This window comes from Ekhidna sp. (assembly GCF_963691765.1).
In the GTDB taxonomy this organism is placed as follows: Bacteria; Bacteroidota; Bacteroidia; order Cytophagales; family Cyclobacteriaceae; genus Ekhidna.
Genome location: NZ_OY829375.1, coordinates 2513319 through 2535703 on the forward strand (window position 1 = coordinate 2513319; position 22385 = coordinate 2535703).

22 protein-coding genes are annotated in these 22385 nt (G+C 38.4%); 6 read left to right on the plus strand and 16 right to left on the minus strand.

All coding sequences use genetic code 11. From position 1 onward, the window contains the following. Window positions 1–9 precede the first annotated feature (9 nt). The 4 genes from ACY650_RS11420 to ACY650_RS11435 form a co-directional block, all read right to left on the minus strand. Window positions 10–465 carry a T9SS type A sorting domain-containing protein gene (locus ACY650_RS11420; protein ID WP_462247601.1) on the minus strand — a complete coding sequence of 152 codons (456 nt, stop codon included), beginning with the start codon at window positions 463–465 and terminating at the stop codon, window positions 10–12. 86 nt (window positions 466–551) lie between these two features. Beyond that, complete coding sequence (gene trmD / locus ACY650_RS11425) at window positions 552–1226, minus strand: tRNA (guanosine(37)-N1)-methyltransferase TrmD (RefSeq protein ID WP_462247602.1); 675 nt, start codon at window positions 1224–1226, stop codon at window positions 552–554. Window positions 1227–1235: 9 nt separating this feature from the next. Beyond that, complete coding sequence (rimM, locus tag ACY650_RS11430) at window positions 1236–1757, minus strand: ribosome maturation factor RimM (RefSeq protein ID WP_462247604.1); 522 nt, start codon at window positions 1755–1757, stop codon at window positions 1236–1238. Window positions 1758–1763: 6 nt separating this feature from the next. Next, window positions 1764–2498 (minus strand): 30S ribosomal protein S16, encoded by a 735-nt coding sequence (locus tag ACY650_RS11435; RefSeq protein ID WP_462247606.1) that lies wholly within the window; start codon window positions 2496–2498, stop codon window positions 1764–1766. A 300-nt stretch (window positions 2499–2798) separates the two neighbouring features. Between ACY650_RS11435 and ACY650_RS11440 the strand changes: the two genes are divergently transcribed. The 3 genes from ACY650_RS11440 to lpdA are packed head-to-tail and all read left to right on the plus strand — an operon-like array spanning window position 2799 to window position 8532. Continuing rightward, a complete protein-coding gene (locus ACY650_RS11440; RefSeq protein ID WP_462247607.1) occupies window positions 2799–5513 on the plus strand; it encodes a 2-oxoglutarate dehydrogenase E1 component in 2715 nt (904 codons plus the stop codon). A 46-nt stretch (window positions 5514–5559) separates the two neighbouring features. Continuing rightward, window positions 5560–7095, plus strand: a complete 1536-nt coding sequence (gene odhB, locus ACY650_RS11445; RefSeq protein ID WP_462247609.1) for a 2-oxoglutarate dehydrogenase complex dihydrolipoyllysine-residue succinyltransferase — start codon at window positions 5560–5562, stop codon at window positions 7093–7095. A gap of 42 nt (window positions 7096–7137) precedes the next feature. Next, window positions 7138–8532, plus strand: a complete 1395-nt coding sequence (gene lpdA / locus ACY650_RS11450; protein ID WP_462247610.1) for a dihydrolipoyl dehydrogenase — start codon at window positions 7138–7140, stop codon at window positions 8530–8532. A 3-nt stretch (window positions 8533–8535) separates the two neighbouring features. Here the strand turns inward: lpdA and ACY650_RS11455 are convergent, their stop codons facing one another. The 9 genes from ACY650_RS11455 to ACY650_RS11495 form a co-directional block, all read right to left on the minus strand. Then, entirely contained in the window at window positions 8536–10287 is a 1752-nt protein-coding gene (locus ACY650_RS11455; RefSeq protein WP_462247612.1) for a tetratricopeptide repeat protein, read from the minus strand. Window positions 10288–10440: 153 nt separating this feature from the next. Continuing rightward, window positions 10441–10785, minus strand: coding sequence for a DUF1801 domain-containing protein (locus ACY650_RS11460; RefSeq protein ID WP_462247614.1), 345 nt, complete (start codon window positions 10783–10785; stop codon window positions 10441–10443). Beyond that, window positions 10782–11153, minus strand: coding sequence for a VOC family protein (locus ACY650_RS11465; protein ID WP_462247616.1), 372 nt, complete (start codon window positions 11151–11153; stop codon window positions 10782–10784). Before ACY650_RS11465 ends, ACY650_RS11460 begins: the two co-directional genes overlap by 4 nt. Beyond that, window positions 11146–11787 (minus strand): GyrI-like domain-containing protein, encoded by a 642-nt coding sequence (locus tag ACY650_RS11470; RefSeq protein WP_462247618.1) that lies wholly within the window; start codon window positions 11785–11787, stop codon window positions 11146–11148. The genes ACY650_RS11465 and ACY650_RS11470 overlap by 8 nt, the downstream gene beginning before the upstream one ends. An 83-nt stretch (window positions 11788–11870) precedes the next feature. Then, window positions 11871–12353 carry a YybH family protein gene (locus tag ACY650_RS11475; RefSeq protein ID WP_462247620.1) on the minus strand — a complete coding sequence of 161 codons (483 nt, stop codon included), beginning with the start codon at window positions 12351–12353 and terminating at the stop codon, window positions 11871–11873. A gap of 4 nt (window positions 12354–12357) precedes the next feature. Beyond that, on the minus strand, window positions 12358–13326 hold the full coding sequence (locus ACY650_RS11480; RefSeq protein WP_462247622.1) for a helix-turn-helix transcriptional regulator: 969 nt from the start codon (window positions 13324–13326) through the stop codon (window positions 12358–12360). A 9-nt stretch (window positions 13327–13335) separates the two neighbouring features. Further along, window positions 13336–13899 (minus strand): dioxygenase family protein, encoded by a 564-nt coding sequence (locus ACY650_RS11485; RefSeq protein WP_462247624.1) that lies wholly within the window; start codon window positions 13897–13899, stop codon window positions 13336–13338. Between the two features lie 28 nt (window positions 13900–13927). Then, window positions 13928–14812, minus strand: coding sequence for a hypothetical protein (locus ACY650_RS11490; RefSeq protein WP_462247626.1), 885 nt, complete (start codon window positions 14810–14812; stop codon window positions 13928–13930). Between the two features lie 223 nt (window positions 14813–15035). Next, complete coding sequence (locus ACY650_RS11495; RefSeq protein WP_462247628.1) at window positions 15036–15386, minus strand: arsenate reductase family protein; 351 nt, start codon at window positions 15384–15386, stop codon at window positions 15036–15038. A gap of 149 nt (window positions 15387–15535) precedes the next feature. Here ACY650_RS11495 and ACY650_RS11500 point away from each other — a divergent pair, with 149 nt between their 5' ends. Further along, window positions 15536–17005 carry a sensor histidine kinase gene (locus ACY650_RS11500; protein ID WP_462247630.1) on the plus strand — a complete coding sequence of 490 codons (1470 nt, stop codon included), beginning with the start codon at window positions 15536–15538 and terminating at the stop codon, window positions 17003–17005. Window position 17006: 1 nt separating this feature from the next. Here ACY650_RS11500 and ACY650_RS11505 read toward each other — a convergent pair whose 3' ends face one another. After that, window positions 17007–17843 (minus strand): DUF3667 domain-containing protein, encoded by an 837-nt coding sequence (locus ACY650_RS11505; protein WP_462247632.1) that lies wholly within the window; start codon window positions 17841–17843, stop codon window positions 17007–17009. A 57-nt stretch (window positions 17844–17900) separates the two neighbouring features. Here ACY650_RS11505 and ACY650_RS11510 point away from each other — a divergent pair, with 57 nt between their 5' ends. Together ACY650_RS11510 and ACY650_RS11515 are read left to right on the plus strand one after the other, a co-directional pair. Further along, on the plus strand, window positions 17901–19025 hold the full coding sequence (locus ACY650_RS11510; RefSeq protein ID WP_462247634.1) for a pyridoxal phosphate-dependent aminotransferase: 1125 nt from the start codon (window positions 17901–17903) through the stop codon (window positions 19023–19025). 91 nt (window positions 19026–19116) lie between these two features. Further along, window positions 19117–19719, plus strand: coding sequence for a thioredoxin family protein (locus ACY650_RS11515; protein WP_462247635.1), 603 nt, complete (start codon window positions 19117–19119; stop codon window positions 19717–19719). Window positions 19720–19795: 76 nt separating this feature from the next. On the opposite strand, the gene ACY650_RS11520 is transcribed toward ACY650_RS11515, so the two are convergent. Both ACY650_RS11520 and ACY650_RS11525 read right to left on the minus strand, forming a co-directional pair. Beyond that, window positions 19796–20083, minus strand: coding sequence for a hypothetical protein (locus tag ACY650_RS11520; protein ID WP_462247637.1), 288 nt, complete (start codon window positions 20081–20083; stop codon window positions 19796–19798). A 192-nt stretch (window positions 20084–20275) separates the two neighbouring features. Continuing rightward, a complete protein-coding gene (locus tag ACY650_RS11525; RefSeq protein ID WP_462247639.1) occupies window positions 20276–22342 on the minus strand; it encodes an alpha-ketoacid dehydrogenase subunit alpha/beta in 2067 nt (688 codons plus the stop codon). Between the last annotated feature and the right edge of the window lie 43 nt (window positions 22343–22385).

The following is a 22385-nucleotide window of genomic DNA, read 5'->3' on the forward strand; positions in this document are numbered from 1 at the left end:
GTTTTGTGGTTAGTTTCTCTTGATTAGAAGAAAAGATTTAGCGTGATCACTTTCTAGTTCTTGGAATAAGATTTTAAAAACACCTTCGTCAAGATTGCTGACATCTATGCTGTTGTTTTTTTCATCCAGTCTTCCAGAATTCAGTCTCTTTCCTGAAAGATCAAAAAGTTGATATGTTAGTTTGGACGTTGCTAGACTTTGAACATTTAGTTTGTCTATGGTTGGATTTGGATAGATGATGATATCAAGGTTTAGGTCCTTGTTAATGCTTAATGGATCATCTAAAACTGTAACTTGATGGAAGCCTTGATTGATATTCTCGAAAGATCCAACAACAGCTTCTCCAATAGTGAAGTCAAGATTCGTTTGAGTGGTTGAATAGTTAGCTCCTGAGCTGGAAACAACACTTTGGCTTTTCCCTTGGAATGCCATCAGAAGGAGTGCGAATATTACCAATGCTTTCATCTGAAGAATTAATTTTCTTCAAATATTATCATTTGATAATGTTGGTAAAATACCCACCTGGGGGTATAATGAAAATATGTTAGGTCTTATTTAAGTAGGTCAGGCCTTCTTTGTTCTGTACGTTTGATGGCTTGATCGTTTCTCCAAGCTTCTATATTGGCTTCATGACCTGAGGTTAACACTTCTGGTACTTTCCATCCTCTGTACTCAGCAGGACGGGTATAAACAGGAGGTGCGAGCAGATTGTCTTGAAAAGAATCGGATAGGGCAGAGGTCTCATCGTTCAAAACACCCGGAACTAATCTAATAAGTGAGTCAGCAAGCACCATTGCTGCAAGTTCTCCTCCTGATAGCACATAGTCTCCAATGCTTATCTCTTTAGTAATTAAGTGGTCTCTTACACGTTGATCAACACCTTTATAATGTCCGCACAAGAAAATGAAATTTTCTTTTAGGGAAAGTTGGTTAGCAATCCCTTGATTATACGTTGTGCCATCAGGCGTTAAATAAATGATCTCGTCATATTTTCTCTCGGACTTAAGCCCAGAGATACATTTGTCAATTGGCTCAATCATTAAAACCATGCCAGCTCCACCACCAAAAGCATAATCATCCACATTTAGATGTTTATTGGTCGCATAATCCCTTAGATTGTGGATTTTAAGCTCCACAAGGCCCTTGTCCATGGATCTTTTAACGATACTTTGAGTGAGCGGTCCTTCAAAAAGATCTGGTAGGCATGTGATTATGTCAATTCGCATGAGGTTAAGTTAATCATTGTAGATGTCCAATAGACCATCAGGCAGTGACACTTGTATTTTTTTATTTATTGTATCTACTGATATTAGAATTTCATCCTTCAATGGTATTAGAATTTCTTTATCATCAGCATCTACAACGAGAAGCTGATTGCCGCTTAGATCAACTACTTCTTTAACATCACCAAGTTTAGACTTTTCCTCAAACACCTCACAACCAACTAGATCATGAAAATAATACTGTCCATTTTCTAATGATGGAAGCGATGATAATGGGAGGTAAAGTTTGGATTTGACAATGGTCTTAGCACTATCTAGTGAATCAATATCTTCAAACTTGACCAGTGCTTTATTGTTGTTTACTTGAATGGTATCAATAAAAAAAGGAATCAGCTTTCCTTGTTGTTCAAGGAAAACTGATTCCAAATTTTGATATTCATTCGGGAAATCAACATCTAGTAGAATGCCAACTTCTCCATTAAGACCGTGAGTCTTGATTACTTCCCCTAATTGGTAGCAATCATCCTGCCTCATAGCAGATTAACCCTCTTTTTTGTCTTCTTCTTTAGCTTCTTCAGCAGGAGCTTCTTCTGTAGCCTCAGCTTTAGGTTCTTCCTTAGCTTCTTCAGCAGGTGCTTCCTCTACAGCTTCAGCTTTTGGCTCTTCTTTAGCTTCTTCAGCAGGAGCTTCTTCTACAGGAGCCTCGGTCTGAGTTTCAGTAGCTTGTGCTTCTTCAACTTCTGCTACATCTTCCGCTACGTCTTCGTCTCCTTCAGCTCCACCTTCTTTGATTTCAGCAACCAATGCGGCTTCAGCTTCTTGAGCTTTTTTCTTCAATCCTTCAGCTCTAGCATCACTTACCTTCTTCTCTGCATCAAGAGCAGCTTTCTTCTTGTCAGCCTTATCTTTAGCAAGCTTGTCTACTTTACCTTGAATCTTAGATTCTTTGTCTTTCAACCATTCTTCAAGCTTCTTATCAGCTTCTTCTTGAGTAATTGCTCCCTTGTTTACTCCTACTTGTAGGTGTTTTTTCATCATAACACCTCTGTAAGAAAGCATAGCACGAACAGTATCTGTAGGCTGTGCTCCTTTCATTACCCAATCAAATGCTTTGTTATCATCTAGATTTATAGATGCTGGATCTGTATTGGGATTGTAGGTACCAATTTTCTCGATAAAGCGACCATCTCGTGGTGCTCTAGCGTCAGCCACAACAACATCGTACATGGCTTGTTTCTTGCGTCCTCGACGCGCTAGTCTAATTTTTACTGGCATAATTCTTTTTGTTTATGGATCTCGTCCATCAAAAGTTTTAAAAATGGAGCGCAAATGTAGTCTATTTTTTTCGGAGCGAGAAAGATTTCCAAAAACAAATAAAACCACTTTAATACGTCGTCCTAAAAACACTTTAACCGTTTTATTAGTCAAGAGTCTTAAATACATTACTTACGTGAATTAAACGTGGTTTTTGGAACGAAAACACATTGAATTATTATACGTGTATTTGAATAACCGATTTAACGGTTTTTAAAGAAACTTTATTCAATCTAATTTTGTTTCAGAACATAAATGAATATGGACAAATATTCCTACATCGCCAATGCTCACGGTAATTACCTTGATGAGCTATTCAAAGCATATAAAGAAGATCCCGATAGTATCGATGAATCTTGGAAGAAATTTTTTGAAGGATTTGAATTTGCTCAAGAGCAATATGGGGAACCAGGATCAAGTACTTCTGTTGCTACTCCTAAAGAGACTGCAGTTAGAAATTTGATTTATAACTATCGATCATGGGCGCATTTAATTGCAGAGACTAATCCGGTTCGAGAAAGAAGGCCGCATACTGCTAAGCTGGAATTGTCTGATTTCGGGCTTTCTGATAACGATCTTGACACGGAGTTTGAAGTTGGAAGTGAAGTAGGTCTTGGAAAAGCTTCCTTGCGAAAGATTCTTGAGAAACTAAAAAATGTTTATGCAAACCATATCGGATTTGAATACAATCACATAAGAGACTCAAACATTAGCGATTGGTTGAAAGATAAGATAGAATCAGAAGGTGCCAATATCAATCCTTCTAAGGAGGAGAAGAATCGAATTCTATCCAAACTAAACGAAGCTAGTGGTTTTGAAAATTTCCTTCATACCAAATTCTTAGGGCAAAAGAGATTTTCACTTGAAGGTGGTGAAAATATGATTCCTGCGCTAGATACTATTATAAATAAAGGTGCAGAACTTGACGCGGATGAAGTAGTTATTGGCATGGCTCATAGAGGAAGACTCAATGTCCTTGCCAATATCATGGGTAAAACCTATGAAGAGATTTTTAGTGAATTTGAAGGGAATCAGGCAGTAGATTTAACAATGGGTGACGGTGATGTTAAGTATCACTTAGGATATTCTTCACATCTGGAAACTACTGCAGGTAAGAAAATGTATGTGAAGCTAGCACCAAACCCTTCTCACCTTGAGGCAGTCGATCCAGTGGTGCTTGGTTATAGCCGTGCTCAGATAGATGATGAATATCAAGGAGATTTGGGAAAAGCAATACCTGTATTGATTCATGGAGATGCTGCAGTTGCAGGTCAAGGAATTGTGTATGAGTGTATTCAAATGTCCTTGCTCGAAGGATACAAGACTGGTGGAACCATACATTTTGTAATTAATAATCAGGTAGGATTTACTACTGATTTTGCTGACGCAAGATCCAGTATCTATTGTACAGATTTAGCCAAAATTGTAGATGCACCAATACTCCATGTAAATGGAGATGATGCTGAAGCAGTTCAATTCTGCGCAAACTTAGCTGTGGAGTATCGACAGAAATTTAAAAAAGACATCTTCATTGATATGCTGTGTTACAGAAGACATGGACACAATGAAAGTGATGAGCCGAAGTTTACCCAACCTAAGCTGTACAATGCAATAGGTAAGCATCCGAATCCTCGAGAAGTTTATGTGAAGAAATTGACTGAAGGGGGTGATTTAAGCGACAGCGAAATAAAGAAGCTAGAGAAAGAATTTAAGGACAAGCTTCAGAATAGGCTTAATGAAATTAAGGAGAATCCCCTTCCATACAAGCCGCAGAAAATTGAAGAAGAGTGGGATCACTTGAGAAGGTCTAAAGAAAAAGATTTTGACAAGTCACCTGACACGAGCATCTCAGAGGAGATGATTAAGAAAGTTGGGGAAGCGATTAGTCAAGTACCTAAAGGATTCAAGCCACTTCGACAAATTGAAAAATTGTTGAAAGATCGAAAGGCCAACTTCTTTGAGAAAAAAGAACTTGGTTGGGCTGACGCGGAGCTTCTTGCTTATGGTTCTCTTCTTGCTGACGGTACAATTGTAAGAATGTCAGGGCAAGATGTAAAAAGGGGAACCTTTTCGCATAGGCATGCTTATTTCTTTGATTCCACAACCAACGAGCCATACTGTGGTTTGAATCAAATTCAAGACGACCAACAGCCTCTAAGAATATATAACTCACTTTTATCCGAATACGGAGTGCTTGGATTTGAGTATGGATATGCGATGGCTACGCCGAATGCACTAGTTATTTGGGAAGCTCAATTTGGGGATTTTGCGAATGGAGCTCAAATCATGATTGATCAATTCATAGCGAGTGCAGAAAGCAAGTGGCAAAGAATGAATGGACTGGTAATGCTATTGCCTCATGGATATGAAGGACAAGGGCCAGAGCATTCAAGTGCTAGAATGGAAAGGTTTTTACAGATGTGCTCTAATGAGAATATCATCATTGCAAACTTGACAACCTCATCTAATATTTTCCATTTGATGAGAAGACAAGTTACATGGGAGTTCAGAAAGCCAGCAGTTGTATTTTCTCCAAAATCATTGCTAAGACATCCAGGAGTTGCTTCTCCTGTTAAAGACTTTACTTCTGGAAAATTCCAAGAAGTTATTGGTGATGATTTTGTAACCAATAAGAGCGTTAAAAAAGTATTGTTCTGTTCTGGAAAGGTTTATTTTGATCTACTAGAAGAGCAAAAGAAGAAGAAAGCAAAAGATGTTGCAATTGTAAGGGTTGAACAGATTTATCCATGGCCTCAGAAACAAATTGATGCGATTCTGAAGAAATACAATAATCCAAAATTGGTTTGGGTTCAGGAGGAGCCTAGAAATATGGGTGCATGGAGTTTTATAAAAACTATGATAGAAATGGATTTCGAAGTAGTAGCAAGAAAAATTGGAGCATCTCCAGCTACTGGATATTCAAAAATTCATAAAGAAGAACAAGCTGATTTAGTGAAAAGAGCATTTTCTAAGTGAGCGTGTTCCAACCCGAAAAAGAATTAAAAAATAAAACAAGAATAAAATGAGTCTTGAAATGAAAGTTCCTGCGGTAGGTGAATCAATCACTGAAGTGACCGTAGCATCATGGACAAAAAGCGATGGTGACTTTGTAGAAATGGACGAAGTTATTTGTGAGCTTGAGTCTGACAAAGCCACATTTGAAGTTACTGCAGAAGCAGCTGGTAAGCTTAGCATCAAAGCTCAAGAAGGAGACACACTTGAAATAGGTGCAGTTCTTTGTGAGATCGATGAGTCTGCTTCTGGTGGCGGAAGTGCACCTGCAAGCGCTTCAGATTCTACATCAGCAGCTTCAGAGACCACCTCGGAAGCAAAGTCTACAGGAGAGGTTTTGGAAATGAATGTCCCTGCAGTTGGTGAATCAATTACGGAGGTCACTATATCTAACTGGGCGAAAGGTGATGGTGATTTTGTGGAACTTGATGAAGTAATTGCTGAAATAGAATCTGATAAAGCAACTTTCGATCTTACTGCCGAAGCTCAAGGGAAATTACAAATTATAGCTCAAGAGGGTGATACGCTTGAAATAGGTGCTTTAATCTGTAAGATTGAAGTTATGGAAGGAGGAGCTCCATCAGCACCAGCGTCTAGCACGCCTGAAGCAGAGGCTGCAGTACCTTCAACATCTGCCAACCAAACCTATGCCACCGGACATGCATCTCCAGCTGCTGCCAAGATCTTGGACGAAAAAGGAATAGCAGCATCGGATGTGAAGGGTTCAGGTAAAGATGGACGCATCACTAAGGAAGATGCAATGGGTGCTCAAAAGTCGGCGCCAAAAGCCGAAGATAAACCAGCAAAGCCGCAGTTCGAGGCTCCAGTGTTTGGAGGTGGCGTGAGTAGAGATCAGCGCAGAGAAAAAATGTCTTCATTGAGAAAGACAGTTTCTCGAAGACTTGTTTCAGTGAAAAATGAAACGGCAATGTTGACAACCTTTAATGAGGTTAACATGAAGCCGATCATGGATCTTAGAAAGAAGTACAAAGAAGAATTCAAAGAAAAGAATGAGGTAGGATTAGGATTTATGTCATTCTTCACTAAGGCAGTTTGTGTTGCTTTACAAGAGTGGCCAGCAGTGAATGCACAAATTGATGGAAATGAAATGATCTTTAGTGATTATTGCGACATATCCATTGCTGTATCTGCTCCTAAAGGACTCGTTGTACCAGTTATTCGAAATGCTGAGTCAATGAATTTTGTTCAGATTGAGAAAGAAGTAATAAGGTTAGCGACAAAAGCTAGAGACAATAAGCTTAGCATTGAAGAGATGGAAGGAGGAACATTTACCATCACGAATGGTGGGGTATTTGGCTCCATGATGTCAACGCCAATTATTAATGCTCCTCAATCTGCTATTCTGGGTATGCATAACATTGTTGAAAGAGCGGTGGTTGAGAACGGTGAAGTAGTAGTGAGGCCGATGATGTATGTTGCGCTTTCGTATGATCACAGGATTATTGACGGAAGAGAATCTGTTAGCTTCCTGGTAAGAGTTAAACAATTGTTGGAAGACCCTACGAGACTTCTTCTTGGAGTTTAAACTCAATTCTTTAAAATCACTTTAATCTAAAATCTAAATAGAATGGATTATCAAGTAGTAGTAATAGGTTCTGGTCCTGGTGGATATGTAGCAGCAATTAGATGTGCACAGCTTGGACTTAAAACCGCAATCATTGAAAAGTATGATACTCTTGGAGGTACATGCCTAAATGTAGGTTGTATACCTTCAAAGGCTTTACTCGATTCATCTGAGCATTTTCATAATGCGGAGCATACTTTCAAAACTCATGGAATTGATATCAACAAGCCAAAGGTTAATCTAAAACAGATGATTGATCGAAAGGCTGATGTGGTGAAGCAAAATACAGATGGAATTGACTATCTAATGAAGAAAAACAAGATTGAGGTTTTTCATGGCATGGGTAGTTTCTTGGATAAAAATACCATTGAGATTGAAGGTAAGGACAAGAAAAAGATTACTGCAGAGAAGGTCATTATTGCTACTGGATCTAAACCGGCAAGTCTACCATTTATCAAGCTTGATAAGGATCGTATAATCACAAGTACAGAAGCGTTGGAACTTAAAGAAATTCCAAAGCACATGATCGTAATAGGAGGAGGTGTGATTGGAGTCGAGCTTGGCTCTGTTTATGCTCGTTTGGGAGCAAAAGTGACTGTAGTAGAATTTCTGGATAGCATTATCCCGACTATGGATTCTACAATGGGAAAAGAATTGCAAAAGTCTCTGAAAGGAATTGGATTTGAATTTCATTTAGGCACTAAAGTGACTGCAGTTGAGAAAAAGGGTAAGAATGTTACTGTAAAAGCTGAAAACAAGAAGGGAGAGCAGATAGAAATTAAAGGAGATTATTGTTTAGTATCCATTGGAAGAAGACCATATACAGACAATCTTGGTTTGGATAAAGCAGGAGTCAAAATGGATGATCGTGGAAGAGTAGAAGTAGACGATCATTTGAGAACAAATGTTGATAACATCTATGCTATAGGTGATGTTGTGAAAGGAGCAATGCTTGCACATAAGGCTGAAGAGGAAGGGGTTTTTGTTGCTGAATCCATTGTCGGACAAAAACCACATATTAATTATAATCTCATTCCAGGTGTTGTTTATACTTGGCCAGAAGTTGCTTCTGTAGGATACACTGAAGAGCAATTGAAAGAACAGGGCCGACAGTATAAAACAGGAAAATTCCCTTATAAAGCACTAGGAAGAGCAAGAGCGAGTATGGATACTGAAGGATTGGTTAAGATTCTTGCTGATAAGACCACAGATGAAGTTTTAGGTGTTCACATCATTGGTGCTCGAGCGGCAGATATGATTGCTGCAGGAGTTACTGCAATGGAATATCGAGCTTCTGCTGAAGATATTTCAAGAATGTCACATGCACATCCGACGTATATGGAAGCATTCAAAGAGGCTGCATTAGCTGCTACTGAGAACAGACCAATTCACATGTAAGAATTATGCGGGAAGGGAGATCTTAAAGTTTGTACCTTCCCCCAATTTACTTTTAACCGAAACATCGCCTTCGAGTCTTTCTACAGCTCTTTTTAAGATATGTAGACCAAGGCCTGTCCCCTCAATTTTCCTATTCGCTCTGAAGAACATGACAAATATTTTGTCAACTGTTTCCTCATCCATGCCTACGCCATTATCTGAAGCGGTTATTTCAATTTTATTGTCAATTCTTTGAACAGATACTGATATAAATGGCTTATTCCCTTCTTCAATTCTGGCATATTTGATGCCATTTTCAATGAGGTTTTGAATGATCGTATTAACAAGGGCCCATTCAGCTTCATATTTTATTTTCTGATCTACATCTATTTTGAATTCTACTAACTCATAATTAGTTAGGAATTTGTAAGAAGCTATGCAGTCATAAACGATCTTTTCAAAGTCAATTTCTTGTTTGAAATCTTCGTTAAAGGACATTTTAGTTAGTCTTAAAAGCCCATCTAAAATGTTATTGAGTCGGTTGGCTTGAGTTTCGTATTCGCCAATAAACTTTAAGGCATTTTCATCTTTCACCTCCAATTTTGCTACATAGTTAAGACTCATCAAAGATGTGATTGGCCCTTTCAAATCATGAGATATGCGATAAAAGAATGAATCTAATTCCAGCTTTTTCTTTTCAATGATATCTGCTTTTTCCCTCTGAGAATTGGCTTCCAATTCCAACGCTTGCATTTTAGAGATCACATCGTAGCTTTCAATAACCTTAGCTGTTCTTTCGTTGATGACACTTTCTTTTTCGTCAACATATTGCGCGAGGTATTTGAGTGCAAGTTCAAAATCTCCTTCTTTCTTAGCTATTTCATGAAGGAGGAGGTTGGCTTTAAACTTGATAAGGATGATCTTGTTCTTATTGCTGTATTCAAGCGCTTTTATCAATGTTTCTCTAGCATCATCGAGCCTACCCATCCGGATATACAATGCACCGAGTTTGTGATGACTCATTGCCCACCCAAGCTTTTCACCCATTTCCTCATGAATCTTGATTGATTCTAGAAAATCTTGTTCTGCTTCATCAAATTTATCGGTAAGCGTATACACTTTCCCACGTCCATAAAGAGCAAAAGCTAATCCGCGTACATCTCCTGTTTGTTCTTTGATGGCTCTAGATTGCTCAATTACCTCTAGTGCCCTACTTATATTTCCTTGGTTGAGATATATGCCTGATAAAGGGTTATATGCGTTGGACTGCAAATTCAAATCACCCGCTTTTTTACCGGATTCAATTGCTTCTTCATACGTCTGTGTGGCACTCTTGATATCACCCATGTATTCATAAATGGTACCCATCGACTTTTGTACACGCGCCAGGTTGTGATAATCACCAAGCTTTTTATAAGTAGATAAACAATCAATCAAATTATTGAGTCCTCGACTGTAATCATCGGTTTTATAAAGGGCTCCTGCTATTGTATACTTGGCGTCAGCTATTCCCTTTTCGTCCTTTAATTCTTCGAAATTCTCTATCGCTTCATTCGCCATATTTATTGAAAGATCAAAATCTCCAATAATCATATGAAACAATGAGAGATGCGATAAAGACTTACCTATACATGATTTATCAGATGTTTCTTTGCTTAGCGTTAATGCCTCTTCGGCAAGTTCGATGCTTCTTTTGAGATCATTTATTCGACTTTCATACGCCTCGTCAAGAAGTGTAATAATTTTGGTGTGCGTTGTTGTTTCTGAAATCTCCAAGAAAATGAACGTGGATTGATCTAGTAAGATAAAGTAGGGTGAAATAAATTTTGATGAGATTAACGTTCACTTCTATTTTTATGGTAGAAATTAGGGGATTTTACGTAGATCTTAGTTAAGTAATTTGCTTAAAATGTAAATGCCTTTGCCCGACTACATCTGATCGATTATTAAGGCTTCTTGGATAATTTCATCTATGGATCTTTCAGGAATTTCTTGTATTTCATAGAGATCTATGCCGGCTACATATTTTCTATTTTTCATTTGCAAGAGGTTTTGGTCGTTCGATAAGAGATATCCCTTTGTAAAAGCCAGCTCAATGCCATTTTTCTTGATTGGGTTGAGGTAGCAAACCCAACTTTTTCGATAGTATACTGGAATGTTGTAGCTGATCTTCCCTCTTAGGTCATGATAATTAGTCAATCGTTCATGAAAAAAGGAAACGATGGCTTTTTGTTGGCCATCGAGTCCTAAGATGAAGTTTTCAATTGTTTTCATGACAATTTAAAATGTGGATTATATATCAGTCCTATTAGGTTATCCCATGGGTCAAGAATTGTTGCCACTTCAATTCCACCACCCACATCCTTAATTGGTGTATGCTCTTTTGCTCCTAATTTCAGAAAGCGTTTGTGTTCTGCTTTAATATCATTCACTCCCCAATACGCCTCTACATTATCACCTCTTTTCTGATTTTCATATTCTGGAAATAGACCTAACTCGTATCCACCAATTTCAAAACCTATATAAAATGGCTCGTCAAAATATGGCTGTTTTCCAAAAGCCTCTATGTACCATTTCTTGGCTTCTGCAAGATTCGGTACCAAATAGATTACAGTTCGTAAGCCTAAAATATTCTTATTCATGACTCTTTTTTTTAACCGCGTATCTGAGAATCGTTTTCAACTTTTCTTCAGGTGTTTTCCTAGGATCACTAAGATAAATCTCATGATGATATCCATTTACTTGTAGTCCATTTTCTTGAATGAAAGTCATGATGCCCGCGATGGTTGGTTCTTCTTCATAAAAAGATCCAATATGTAGTCCTTGGACACATAACCCTTCGTTTATAAGCTCAAATTTTACATCATCGTTTTTAAGTAGCTCGGGGTTTTTAGCTTTTACTTTTTGAACACCTCTGTAATAGTGATCACCTTCAACAAAATCTGGCATACGAATGACTATTTTCCAGTTCCATTGATCTGGTGGAGTTTGTGCAAACTTATGTTGGGCTTCCAAACCTCCGTCAATCCACCAAAATCCCTCCATCTTGGGAACCACAAAATCCATATCTTCTGCTTTACAAATAAACTTTATACCATAGGCAACTGCATATAGTTTATCAATTGCTTCAAGGAATTCATCGGCTTGCGGATCACATCTTCCAGATAAAGACAAGTAGTAATAGCTGTCCAGGTCTTTAAGTTCTGGCTTTCTCTTGGCAGAGTAGTAATTCTTGTCTGCTTTTTTAAGATCAAATTTTTCAATTGTTGCTTCCATAATTGCGTGTTTTAGATTGTGGAAGCAAAGGAATAAGTACGAGTGACAGCCCTATGTCACTACTAAATTTGGGATCAAAATTTTTATTGAAAGTGCATAAATTCTCTGTTTTTTAAGCTTTCTGGGGTGAGCTTTACTCCATTTATTTCATCGGTGTCCCAGTCTTGTGTGATCTTCCAGGCCCCATTAACTTTCACTAGAGCTACATGAAATCTACCGACAAATTGTTGCTTATCATCTTTTCGAGTTATCCTATAATATCCGACCTCATACGCATTATCACCGTTTATACTTCGTGACTCAAAAGAGAACTCAATAATCGAATTCTTTTCCTGTCCCTTCATTCGATCAGTATTACGACTTTTATATTGATCGCCTATCAGCAATCTTCCAGGGTTGATGCGCCATACATCATCTGTGTGAATAGCATTAAAAGCGTTGGCGTCATTGGCTTCCCAAGCCTTGGTGAATTTTGTCCATACCTGTCGATCGATTGCTAGTTGTCCGTCTTGCGCGGATACTGCGATTGATATTGAAAGTAAGAGTGTGGTAACAAGGAATTTCATTGTGTTAGTGTTTTGCCAAAAATGGAGCACTGTGATGCGATAGAAGTTCTTTTGCAAAGGTGGCTGCTCTGCCCTGCAGCTCTGATGGAGAAGTGATTTCAACTTCATTTCCATACATCATCAACCATCTGGCGAAGTAATCATAGTATGGAGGGACAAACTTCATTTCATATCGACCATCTGCTAATTTTTTTTCCTCAACAAAACCGTGGTAATACTTTTGCTCGCCCATGAAGCGAAAGGCCATTGCAGTGCATACTATTGTAGCTTCGTTGGCATCCGTCCCTAATAGTGCTTCATTCAGAAAATCTAAGTAGTGAGGATGCTTCGCTGGATCTATGTTTTCAGCTAGTTGCTTTACTTTTTGAATACGATCTGCTCTAAAGTCTCTTAGATCCTTACGTAATCTGCAATAAGCGATAAGATGCCATCTTCCTGAATAAAAAACCATACCTAAGGGCTCTACCTCTCTTTGCGTCGTAGTGTCATTGTATTGAGAGTAATAGGTGATATGAATCAGTCTATTGGTAGCAATAGCCAATTGAATTTCTGCTATGTGAGAATCAGGAGTTGGATTTGGAGAGGCGCTTGGTCGTATAGCTATTCTATCGTCAAGGTTGTCAAGAAATTCCTTGTCAGAATATTTCAGTACAGCCTTAATTTTAAACATGGCTTTTTCAAAAGTTTGAATAGTATGGGGATCTGCACTACGTTCAATGAACTTTGCACCCATCAAAATGGCGCTTGCCTCTTCTTTATTAAAGACAACTGGCGGTAAGTGATATCCATCGACGATAAAATAGCCTTGACCTGCATGACCGCCAATCGGAACACCAGAATCGATTAACGAGCGTATATCTCGGAAAATAGTTCTTCTACCAACTTCAAAACGTTCCTCAAGTTCTGAAATTGGAACCCTCGGTTTTCCTTGTAAGTGGATTAAAAGTGCGTTGAGCCTATCGATCCGATTCATGAAAGAAAATTAGGGATTTTTGACTTCAATGGTCAGAATAGCTATCAAATTATCCTCACTGTCTTTTTTTAAGTCAGCTAAAAAATGTTGGTCACTCCCATTTATAAATTGTGCGCCTAAATGGTCTGTATATTGCTTAAAGTGGATGTCATAAGCTTCTGGACGCGCTCCGAAAACTGTTGTATGAATGTGACGGTTATCTGAAGAACTTCCATAATCACCAGGAAGTGTGGTCTGAAGCAAAATTCGGCCTTTATTGTCTGTTATTGCTTGACCACTAAGTCGAGCAGTTGATTCATCACCTGAAACAGTAGGATTGTAATTTCCATTGATATCCGCGTGATAAAAGTGGATTGATTTACCGCTTACGGGCTGTTTATGAATATTGTCAACAAAGCGTAGGCAAAGTGTTAACTTTTCCCCAGACTCATTCGAAGAATTAAGTTGTACTTGATGGGTTTCGTAAAGCTCCTTATAACTTTCTACAAGTTGTGCATCTTCATTTGATAAACGATTTACCTCACGATCGATTCCACATGAAAATAAAAATACAAGGGGCAAATATTTAATCATTTGAATCTCATACGAGATTTAAATGATATCAGTTTTTAGAAAGCCACTGAGGTTCTGAATTCAGATATCTTTTGAGGTAGTCATACCCTTCCCAAAAACTTTCCGAAAACTCGTCGTCTGCTTTTTCAAAAAGAGATACATTTTCTTTGATAAACGTAGAGTCTTGTGGAAGTCTACTTAAAACCTCAAGCTGATCCATAACTAATATGGCGTCATACTGGAAGTTGTTTTCGATGCTTACACCATGAAATCTTACATTGCAAAGTTCATAGGCTCCTTTTTTAAATTGAAACTCCTCCGTCCATGAAACGGTACTCCAAAATTTAGAATGGTGTACTATTGGGCGATAGTCAATTTTAAGAATTGCAAAGCTTGATTTATCGATATAAATCTTACCTGTAGCCAGACCATTGGATTTAGAAGGCTTGAATGTTACGACAGAAACCTCAACTTCATTTAGTATTGAATCTCCAGAATAGCTAAAAACATAGTCGTCTCTATTTTTTTCGCTAAGGAATGAATTTGGTCTCCAAATCGATGATCGAGCCATATCGCTCGCATTACCGAAAAGAAGATTTTCTTCTTTTATTTCTTTAAAGGCCTTTTTTCTTGTTTTAATAGGACTTATTGAAGCATTTTCAACTTGATTCAGATTTGATGGTATATAAATATCTACTATTCCATCTGCTAAGTAATAAATGGATTGGGTGTCTGACATTGACTCTTTGTAATACCCAATTTTGTGTGTTCGACTCATTTCATAATTAATATGAAATCGATCAAATACATTTTCCATAATTGATTGACCTGCTTGAACTTTTGCAGCAGCAGATTCATTTCCTTGACTGGCATTATTCGGTTGAAGAATAAACAGTGAAAGTACGGTGTTTAATATAAGTGCGTTCAGTAACATAACCATTGGTGGGTTTGGTACGATACAAACTTAGGCGAGCAATTGAGAGGTTTTACCCTATAAATTCACGGATTTCTATATAAGTATTCTGCTTAACTGCTACTAGATGCTTACACTTAAAGTATTACTTTAAGCCATTTGATGTGAAAATGGATACTTTAATCATTCGTCACAATTAGATTTTGACTCATCGAAGCAATACAAGGATTTATCTGAATCAATACTACAAGACTGTCTTCAATTCTTCAATTACATTTTTAGAGTTACCGATAAATATTTGATCAGCCACTAAAAAAACAGGTCTTTTTAGAAATGTGTATTCTTCCTGGATGAGGTTGCGATAGTCATCTTCCGTTAAGTCCTTTTCTCCAAGACCCATTGAGCGATACTTCATCGCTTTTCTAGAAAACAATGATTCATAAGAGCCGCTTCTTTTCTGCATTTCATCGATCTGATCAAATGTCATCTTATTCGTTTTTATGTCTTGTTTCTCAAAATCTGAGATTGAATTTCCTAATTCATCCATTATTCGTTTGCAGGTGGTGCAGGTAGATAAGTAATAGACTTTTTTCATACTGATGTGTTTATTTCCAATAGCAAGAAATGCATGATGGGAAAAGTTTAGATAGCTTATTTGTAAAGTATTTGTATGGGCAAGTTTAAGGCATTGATGTGGAGAAGTCTTTCAGGTTCTTATTAATTTGTTGCTTTATCAGATAAAATGTGACCTCCCCAGAACTTTTTGATTTTAATACCACAGTAATTTTCTCATCCGTGTTTGCAATACTCGGGATGAGTAGCCTATTACTTTATTTTGTGCTGAATCATAAGGTTTTCATTCATTTCTGCATATTGGTCTTTGGCCTGGCGGCTCACATTTCATTACCCCTCATGGGGGATGAGAACAACGAATTGCTAAGTAATATATCTGTAGTGACAGCTCTTGTTACTACTATCGGGGCACTTCTTTTCGTGCGTTCTTTCATTGGGTTTGATAAAGAAAAATACCCAGGTTGGTTTAAAATCTTTCATTTATCAAGCTTCGTGGCGTACTTCTTTTGTACGATACAAGTTCTAAACCTAATCTTTTGGAATAGTGAAGAATTTAGTCAGTTAGTTGCCTATGCTGCAGCATTTCTTGCCTTTTTCGCTATTGTATTAAGTTTAGTAGTCAGCTTTTCACTCTGGAAAAAAGAAAAACTTGCACCATTATTTATGTACATAAACTTGCCAATGCTATTGGCATCCATTGCATACATCATTTTATGGTTTACTCAACTGGATGGTGAATTTGAAATTAGACCTTACTTGAAACTTCTCATTTATGGAGGCATGACCACTCAGATGGTACTATTTTCCGTTTTTGTAGGCTACAAAATTAAAAATGCAGAAAAAGAAAAGCTTATACTGGAAAGAAGTGTCAATCGTAGACTTCAAGAGGAGGTAGATCGGCAAACTCATTCGCTGAAGGAGACAATGGCTGAAGTAGAGAATCAAAAAAATGAGCTTCAATCACTCAACGATTTGAAGAATAAGCTTTTCTCGTTAGTGGCTCATGATTTGAGAAATCCTCTTCAAAATCTCTCAAGTCTGATAGAGTTATTGGAAAAAAACCTGCTAGATCCCGAAAGAATGACTGAGTTTACTCAGCGAACAAAAGTGGGGCTATCAGAGAGTTTGATTATAATGGAGCGCCTGTTACACTGGAGTTATAAGCAACTTGATGGGATCCATGTCCAAAAAGAAAATATTGATTTAAAAGTCGCTGTAGGTGAGGTCAAGGATGAGCTCAAATCAATAGCTCAGAACAAAAAAATTGATATTAAAACTGATCTTAATAGTGAGATGATCTTTTTTGATAGAGATATGTTCAGAGTCATTCTAAGAAATTTAATATCGAATGGAATAAAGTTTAGCCATGAGCAAGGCTTAATTGAGATTTACACCACTTCGAAAGATCAGGAAATATCAGTTCACGTTCGTGATAATGGTGTAGGTATGAATCCTGTGTGGTACGAAAACCTTGTGAAGACCGGAAATCCTGAGATAAAGTCGGGAACAAAAGGAGAAAAAGGCAATGGCTTTGGTCTTCTGATTACAAAGGATTTTGTTGAAATGAATGGAGGTAAGCTGATCTGCGAAAGTGAGCTGGAAAAAGGAACCACCTTTACCTTAAATCTTCCAAAGTCTTAAACTAAAATGACCAAAAGGTCACATAAAATAAAAATGCTCGATACGCAAAGAGTACAAATACAAAGCTGACAAAACAGAGTAGGCTATTTAAAATTGCTTTCCACCCGCTTACTCCATAGAAGTTTGCCTGCATTCTAAGGAAGAAATATAATAGCATTAAGGAAACAGTAGAGCTTATGATCACTTCATTTAAACCATTGCTGGAAATCAGCAATCCTAATGAATGAAGTAATAACAGTATTCCTCCTTGCAATTGGACTGCGAAGAGAATTACAAACGTCATTAGTTCAAGTGAGACCACAAAATGGTCCGCAAGTGAAAGGTCGGATTTTATATGAATAAGGGAGAAGAAAAGACCTATAAATACCGCCATAGTGATGAGAAGCAGTTTAGAAAGCTCTGACGTTTTTATGTTATAAGTGATGGCATATTCTTCTAGGCTTATTTCACGCTCTTTGATTTTATCCATCACCATTTGGTTTGCTAACCTCGAGTGAACGAAATTCTCATCCGTAATTTGAGATTTAAGGCTATTGTTAAATGTGCTAAATAGTGGAAAAAGAAAATAAACAAGGTTAGCTAAGAAGAACAAGGCTATTGGCTTCATATAGCTGTTTCGTTTTCCAGCTATATAATCACTGGAAAATTTACCTGGCTTGGTTAGAATGATCTTAAGCGTCCTCCAAAATTTACTGTCAGCGAAGGTTATGGCATTAATGAACTCTGCAAGCAGGTGCTTTAGTTTTCTATCCTCTTTGGTAATAATTTTTTCACCACATGCATTGCAGAATTTGCCTGAAAATTTATTTCCGCATGATATACAAGTCTGATCTTTCAATGGTATGCTTGATTCAATTCATTAAATTACTAAACACTAACCCACCTACCTAAAATCATGAGCATCAATAGACGCCAATGGCTTCAGCAGAGTTTATTTGCTTCGGCATCCATATTATTAGCAGGGTCACCAGTTGCAGTTGGGTGTGCCAGTGAAAAACCAAGGTCACTAAGAGAAAAAGATAATCTGATTCTTTTAAACTGGAATGAAAATCCATATGGTCCTTCCGAGTCCGCACGCAAAGCAATCAACGATGCAATGAAATTCATGAATCGATATCCTGATGAAGCGATTGAGGAGTTGAAAGATAAGTTAGCTGCTAAAAATGATCTTAGTCGAGAAAATTTCTTGCTTACTGCCGGATCAACAGAAGTTCTAAGTTTGCTGGGTCAGCATGTCGGATTGCAGAAAGGGGAAATCTTGACACCTTTCCCCACTTTTCCAACGGCATTAAGGTTCGGAGAAAGAGCTGGTGCAAGCATTCGAAAGGTCAACTTGGATGCAAATGATAGGGTAGACCTTGATGCATTAAATGATGCGATTACTTCGAAGACTACACTTGTATTTATATGCAATCCTAATAATCCAACAGGTACCGAGTTGCCGACGGAAGATTTAAAAAGATTTTGTCGCAACGTTCCATCAAACGTGTTGATATGTGTAGACGAAGCTTATATGGAGTATTCAGTTGCAGGAGTAGAAGGCAGTATGTTGTCTCTTATAAATGAGCTCCCAAACCTGGTAGTATGCCGTACCTTTTCGAAGGCCTACGGACTAGCTGGTTTACGTATGGGTTATGCTGTATCTCAGCAAAAAAACATTGATGCGCTAAGAAATCGTCATCTCGGATTTGAACTGTCAACGGGTTGGCCTCCCGTCGTTGCTGCTAGTGCCTCCTTGGATGATCCCGATTTTTTAGATATGTGCATTGCTAAAAATGAGGAGGGCAAATCTCTATTGTACGAAGCATACGACAAGTGGGGTGTGAGATATAATCGATCCTCAACCAACTTTGTGTATTCAAGAGACGATAGATTTGAGAGCAACCTGCTTGATAAATTAAGGAATCGAGGAATATTGATCACCAAATGGCCAACGATGACGGATCATATCCGCGTGAGTATTGGTAAGCCAGATCAGATAAAAAAATATATCGAAGTAGCCGAGGAATACTTAGTGTAAAAACGTCGGCCGGCGTACCTTTTTATTTTAAATGATAAGACTCAAAAACTTTTAAGGTCGAATTCGTGTATTTGGTTTAAATACATATTCAATGGACCTTAAATCAATCATAGCTGATTCACTGAATCAATCGTATTCTGCTGAAGAATATCAAAATATTTTGAGCACATTCGCCGAGGAAGGCAAGACCTCTGGTCAGCAAAATGAAGACTTGATTTATTATACCAAGCTTAATGCGCAGCGCTCTAAGCGAATTGGTAAAACAGCTGTGATTGACAATAAATTAGAAGAAAAGGTTAGGGCATTGCCGAAACAAGTTTGGTTGTTGATTACTGAAACCTGGTGTGGTGATGCAGCAAATTCTGTCCCTCTTATTTCAAAGCTGGCGGATTTAAATCCACAAATTGAATTAAGAATCGTTCTTCGAGACGATAATTTAGACCTGATGGATCAGTTTCTTACAAAAGGAGGTAGGTCTATTCCTAAGCTTATTGCATTAGATGAAGACTTAAACGTCCAATTCGATTGGGGACCAAGACCAAAAGAAGCCCAAGAAATGTATTGGAACTGGCGCGAACGTGAAGATCGTGAGCCGTACAAAGAATTTCAGGTCACTCTTCAAAAGTGGTACAATCAGAATAAATCACAGGCAGTGCAAGATGAGATATCTGAGCTAGTAATCGTTAGAGGGTAAATAGTTTCTTCATATCAAAATTATTCAGATCGGCTCTCCATTTAATATAGAAATGGATCATTGATTGCAAGAAACTTTATTCATCTATCAATTCTTTTAATTCTTTCTTAATTAATTGAACGTCTCGCTTCTTAGTGTATAGAATATTGATTGTAATGATGATCGATGAAAAGAAGCCAAATCCCAGGAGGATAGATGATTCAGCATAATCTTTCTGTACAAAAAAGTATAAGCTTAATCCTAAGATAAATCCGAACCAAATTAATAAGAATATTAAGAGAATCTTGGAGAAGATAGTTCTGATATAAAGAAATGTCTGATCATTCTTTATATCAAGTTTGCCGACAAGTATGTAACAACTCATAAGTAACGAATTTGGCGTAATTCTAAAATTATCATCGAATACATATCCCAAGAATGGCTTTCGACTGAAAATTTTGAGAAAATACAGTACTCTGAATGGAGAATTATATAAATCTGCGCTCCCTTCGTTTGTTAGTCCTCTGAGGTATAAATTGAATTTTTCAATTGTGCTATTTAGTTTTAACTGAATCACTTAGAACGCCACAATCTCCTGCATCTTCTCACTGATTCGCTCCACATTAGGCACTACAGATTCCATCAATGGTACGTTGTGAGGCAGTGGAATATCAGGCATCGCAATTCGCTCGACTGGGGCATCCAGGTGATTGAATCCTTCAGAAGCCAATACAGCTGCAATCTCTGCACCGAATCCTGCTGTTAGCGCATCTTCATGCACAATCAGGCATCGATTAGTTTTCTTAATAGAGCTTAGCACCGCTTCTTTATCCCATGGCATGATTGTTCTAAGATCGATGACATCTGCTGAAATGCCGGTCTCGTCTACTGCACCCTCACAGGCCTCACACATGGCGCCCCATGTCACAATGGTAATGTCAGTTCCTTCTCGAAGAAGGCTAGCCTTTCCAAATGGAACGACGAACTCATCACCTGGGTAAGGTCTTCTGGCGTAGCGATTATCGTTCAGGTTTCTATGCTCGAAAAACATGGTTGGATTGTCCGAACGCATGGCTGATCGAATGAGGCCAACAGCATCTTGCGCATTGCTTGGGAAAGCTACTTGCCAACCAATGGCATGCGCAAACATCACTTCATTTGTAACAGAGTGCCAAGGATCTCCAACTTTCGCAAATCCTCCAGGCATACGAACCACGATTGGAGCAGCAAATCTGTTGGCTGTTCTCCATCGCGTGGTGCCGCAGTTGTTGAGTTGCTCCATCGCAGGGTCTGCATACTTTCTAAACTGTATCTCTGCTACAGGCATTAATCCACCGTAGGCCATACCTACAGCTCTACCAATGATTCCTTCTTCAGAAAGTGAAGTGTCAAATACACGATCTTCTCCGTACTTTGATTGCAGTCCCATTGTCACTGCATGCACACCACCTTTCATTCCTACATCCTCTCCAAAAACCAGGACTTTTGGATTGGTTTTTAATTCATAATCCAACGCCAAGTTGATCGCCTCTCCAATGTTTATTCTTCTCTTATCCGGATTAGGTTCTTCACTGCTTGGAGGAAAATCTGGATTTGATGGACGTAACCCACCGATACCTTGTACTTCATCAGGCTCTGAAAAGACGAATTTTTTGATCTTATTAGTATCAGGTGCTGGTCTGCTTAACGCGGCTGTCACGGACTCGTCCACAATGTTTTGAGCTTCTTCTTGAAGCGCCATCCACTCCTTGCTGCTAAACATCTTTTCCATGGATTTCAATGGATCGTTAGCTCTCTCTTTCTTTAGAAGTTTCTCATCCTTATAAGCTTGATTATCCTGATAAGAGTGGCCGTTGAGTCTAGGTACTTTAAGCCTCACCAATGCAGGCCCTTTTCTTGATCGCACATGGTTTGCACCGGCTTTTAATAGTTTATATGCTTCTTCGGGATCAGTACCACTTCCATCCCAGATATCTAGATTTTTGAATGATGCGAGATTTTCTGCGATGTTCTTGCCAGGAGTCTGGAATTCACTGGTCACCGAGATACCATAGCCATTATCTTCAATGTAGAATAGAACCGGTAGTTTTTGAGTAGTCGCAATTGTTAGTGCCGACCAAAATCCATTTGTAGCAACAGATCCATCTCCACCCAAAATCACGGACATGGAATCTTTGTAAGTTTTGTCTTTTAATGTCTTTGCATGGTACTCTATGCTTTGAGCCCAGCCTATTGCAGGGGTATACTGTGCTCCTACATCTCCTGCCATTGGGAGAACCACACATCCTCTATCTGATTTCGGCATGTTACACACTACACCTATGTCTCTTCCATCGCTGTATCCACCAGATCTTGTGAGTGGAGCAGCAAGAGCGTCTTCAACCGAAAGACCAAGGCCAATCATAAGTGGTCGGGAACGATAGTACGCGCTAGCAGAATCTTTGGGTTTGTCCAGCAGGTTTGCCAATATCAATTGGCCTAATTCATGTCCTCTAGCAGAAAATTGATACAATACCTTTTTTTCTGGCACTAGCTTATTTTCCTCTAGATCGTCCATCGCTCTGGAGATGAGCATTTTAAGAGCTATCTCTTTCCAATCAATCGAGGAAGCTTTCTTCTTTGGGGCAGTTGCTGTTTTTGACATATTATTTTATTGGGTGCGCTAAGTTACAAATGCTTCGGTTTGC

Bases quoted from the DNA above. Each gene is read 5' to 3' on its own strand.
- ACY650_RS11465 (WP_462247616.1), bottom strand. From the start codon at position 11,153: ATGAATAAGAATATTTTAGGCTTACGAACTGTAATCTATTTGGTACCG.
- ACY650_RS11475 (WP_462247620.1), bottom strand. From the start codon at position 12,353: ATGAAATTCCTTGTTACCACACTCTTACTTTCAATATCAATCGCAGTA.
- ACY650_RS11490 (WP_462247626.1), bottom strand. From the start codon at position 14,812: ATGTTACTGAACGCACTTATATTAAACACCGTACTTTCACTGTTTATT.
- rimM (WP_462247604.1), bottom strand. From the start codon at position 1,757: ATGAGGCAGGATGATTGCTACCAATTAGGGGAAGTAATCAAGACTCAC.
- ACY650_RS11510 (WP_462247634.1), top strand. From the start codon at position 17,901: ATGAGCATCAATAGACGCCAATGGCTTCAGCAGAGTTTATTTGCTTCG.
- ACY650_RS11435 (WP_462247606.1), bottom strand. From the start codon at position 2,498: ATGCCAGTAAAAATTAGACTAGCGCGTCGAGGACGCAAGAAACAAGCC.
- ACY650_RS11525 (WP_462247639.1), bottom strand. From the start codon at position 22,342: ATGTCAAAAACAGCAACTGCCCCAAAGAAGAAAGCTTCCTCGATTGAT.
- ACY650_RS11440 (WP_462247607.1), top strand. From the start codon at position 2,799: ATGGACAAATATTCCTACATCGCCAATGCTCACGGTAATTACCTTGAT.
- ACY650_RS11485 (WP_462247624.1), bottom strand. From the start codon at position 13,899: ATGATTAAATATTTGCCCCTTGTATTTTTATTTTCATGTGGAATCGAT.
- ACY650_RS11460 (WP_462247614.1), bottom strand. From the start codon at position 10,785: ATGAAAACAATTGAAAACTTCATCTTAGGACTCGATGGCCAACAAAAA.
- trmD (WP_462247602.1), bottom strand. From the start codon at position 1,226: ATGCGAATTGACATAATCACATGCCTACCAGATCTTTTTGAAGGACCG.
- ACY650_RS11515 (WP_462247635.1), top strand. From the start codon at position 19,117: ATGGACCTTAAATCAATCATAGCTGATTCACTGAATCAATCGTATTCT.
- ACY650_RS11420 (WP_462247601.1), bottom strand. From the start codon at position 465: ATGAAAGCATTGGTAATATTCGCACTCCTTCTGATGGCATTCCAAGGG.
- ACY650_RS11495 (WP_462247628.1), bottom strand. From the start codon at position 15,386: ATGAAAAAAGTCTATTACTTATCTACCTGCACCACCTGCAAACGAATA.
- ACY650_RS11470 (WP_462247618.1), bottom strand. From the start codon at position 11,787: ATGGAAGCAACAATTGAAAAATTTGATCTTAAAAAAGCAGACAAGAAT.
- lpdA (WP_462247610.1), top strand. From the start codon at position 7,138: ATGGATTATCAAGTAGTAGTAATAGGTTCTGGTCCTGGTGGATATGTA.
- ACY650_RS11480 (WP_462247622.1), bottom strand. From the start codon at position 13,326: ATGAATCGGATCGATAGGCTCAACGCACTTTTAATCCACTTACAAGGA.
- odhB (WP_462247609.1), top strand. From the start codon at position 5,560: ATGAGTCTTGAAATGAAAGTTCCTGCGGTAGGTGAATCAATCACTGAA.
- ACY650_RS11520 (WP_462247637.1), bottom strand. From the start codon at position 20,083: ATGAGTTGTTACATACTTGTCGGCAAACTTGATATAAAGAATGATCAG.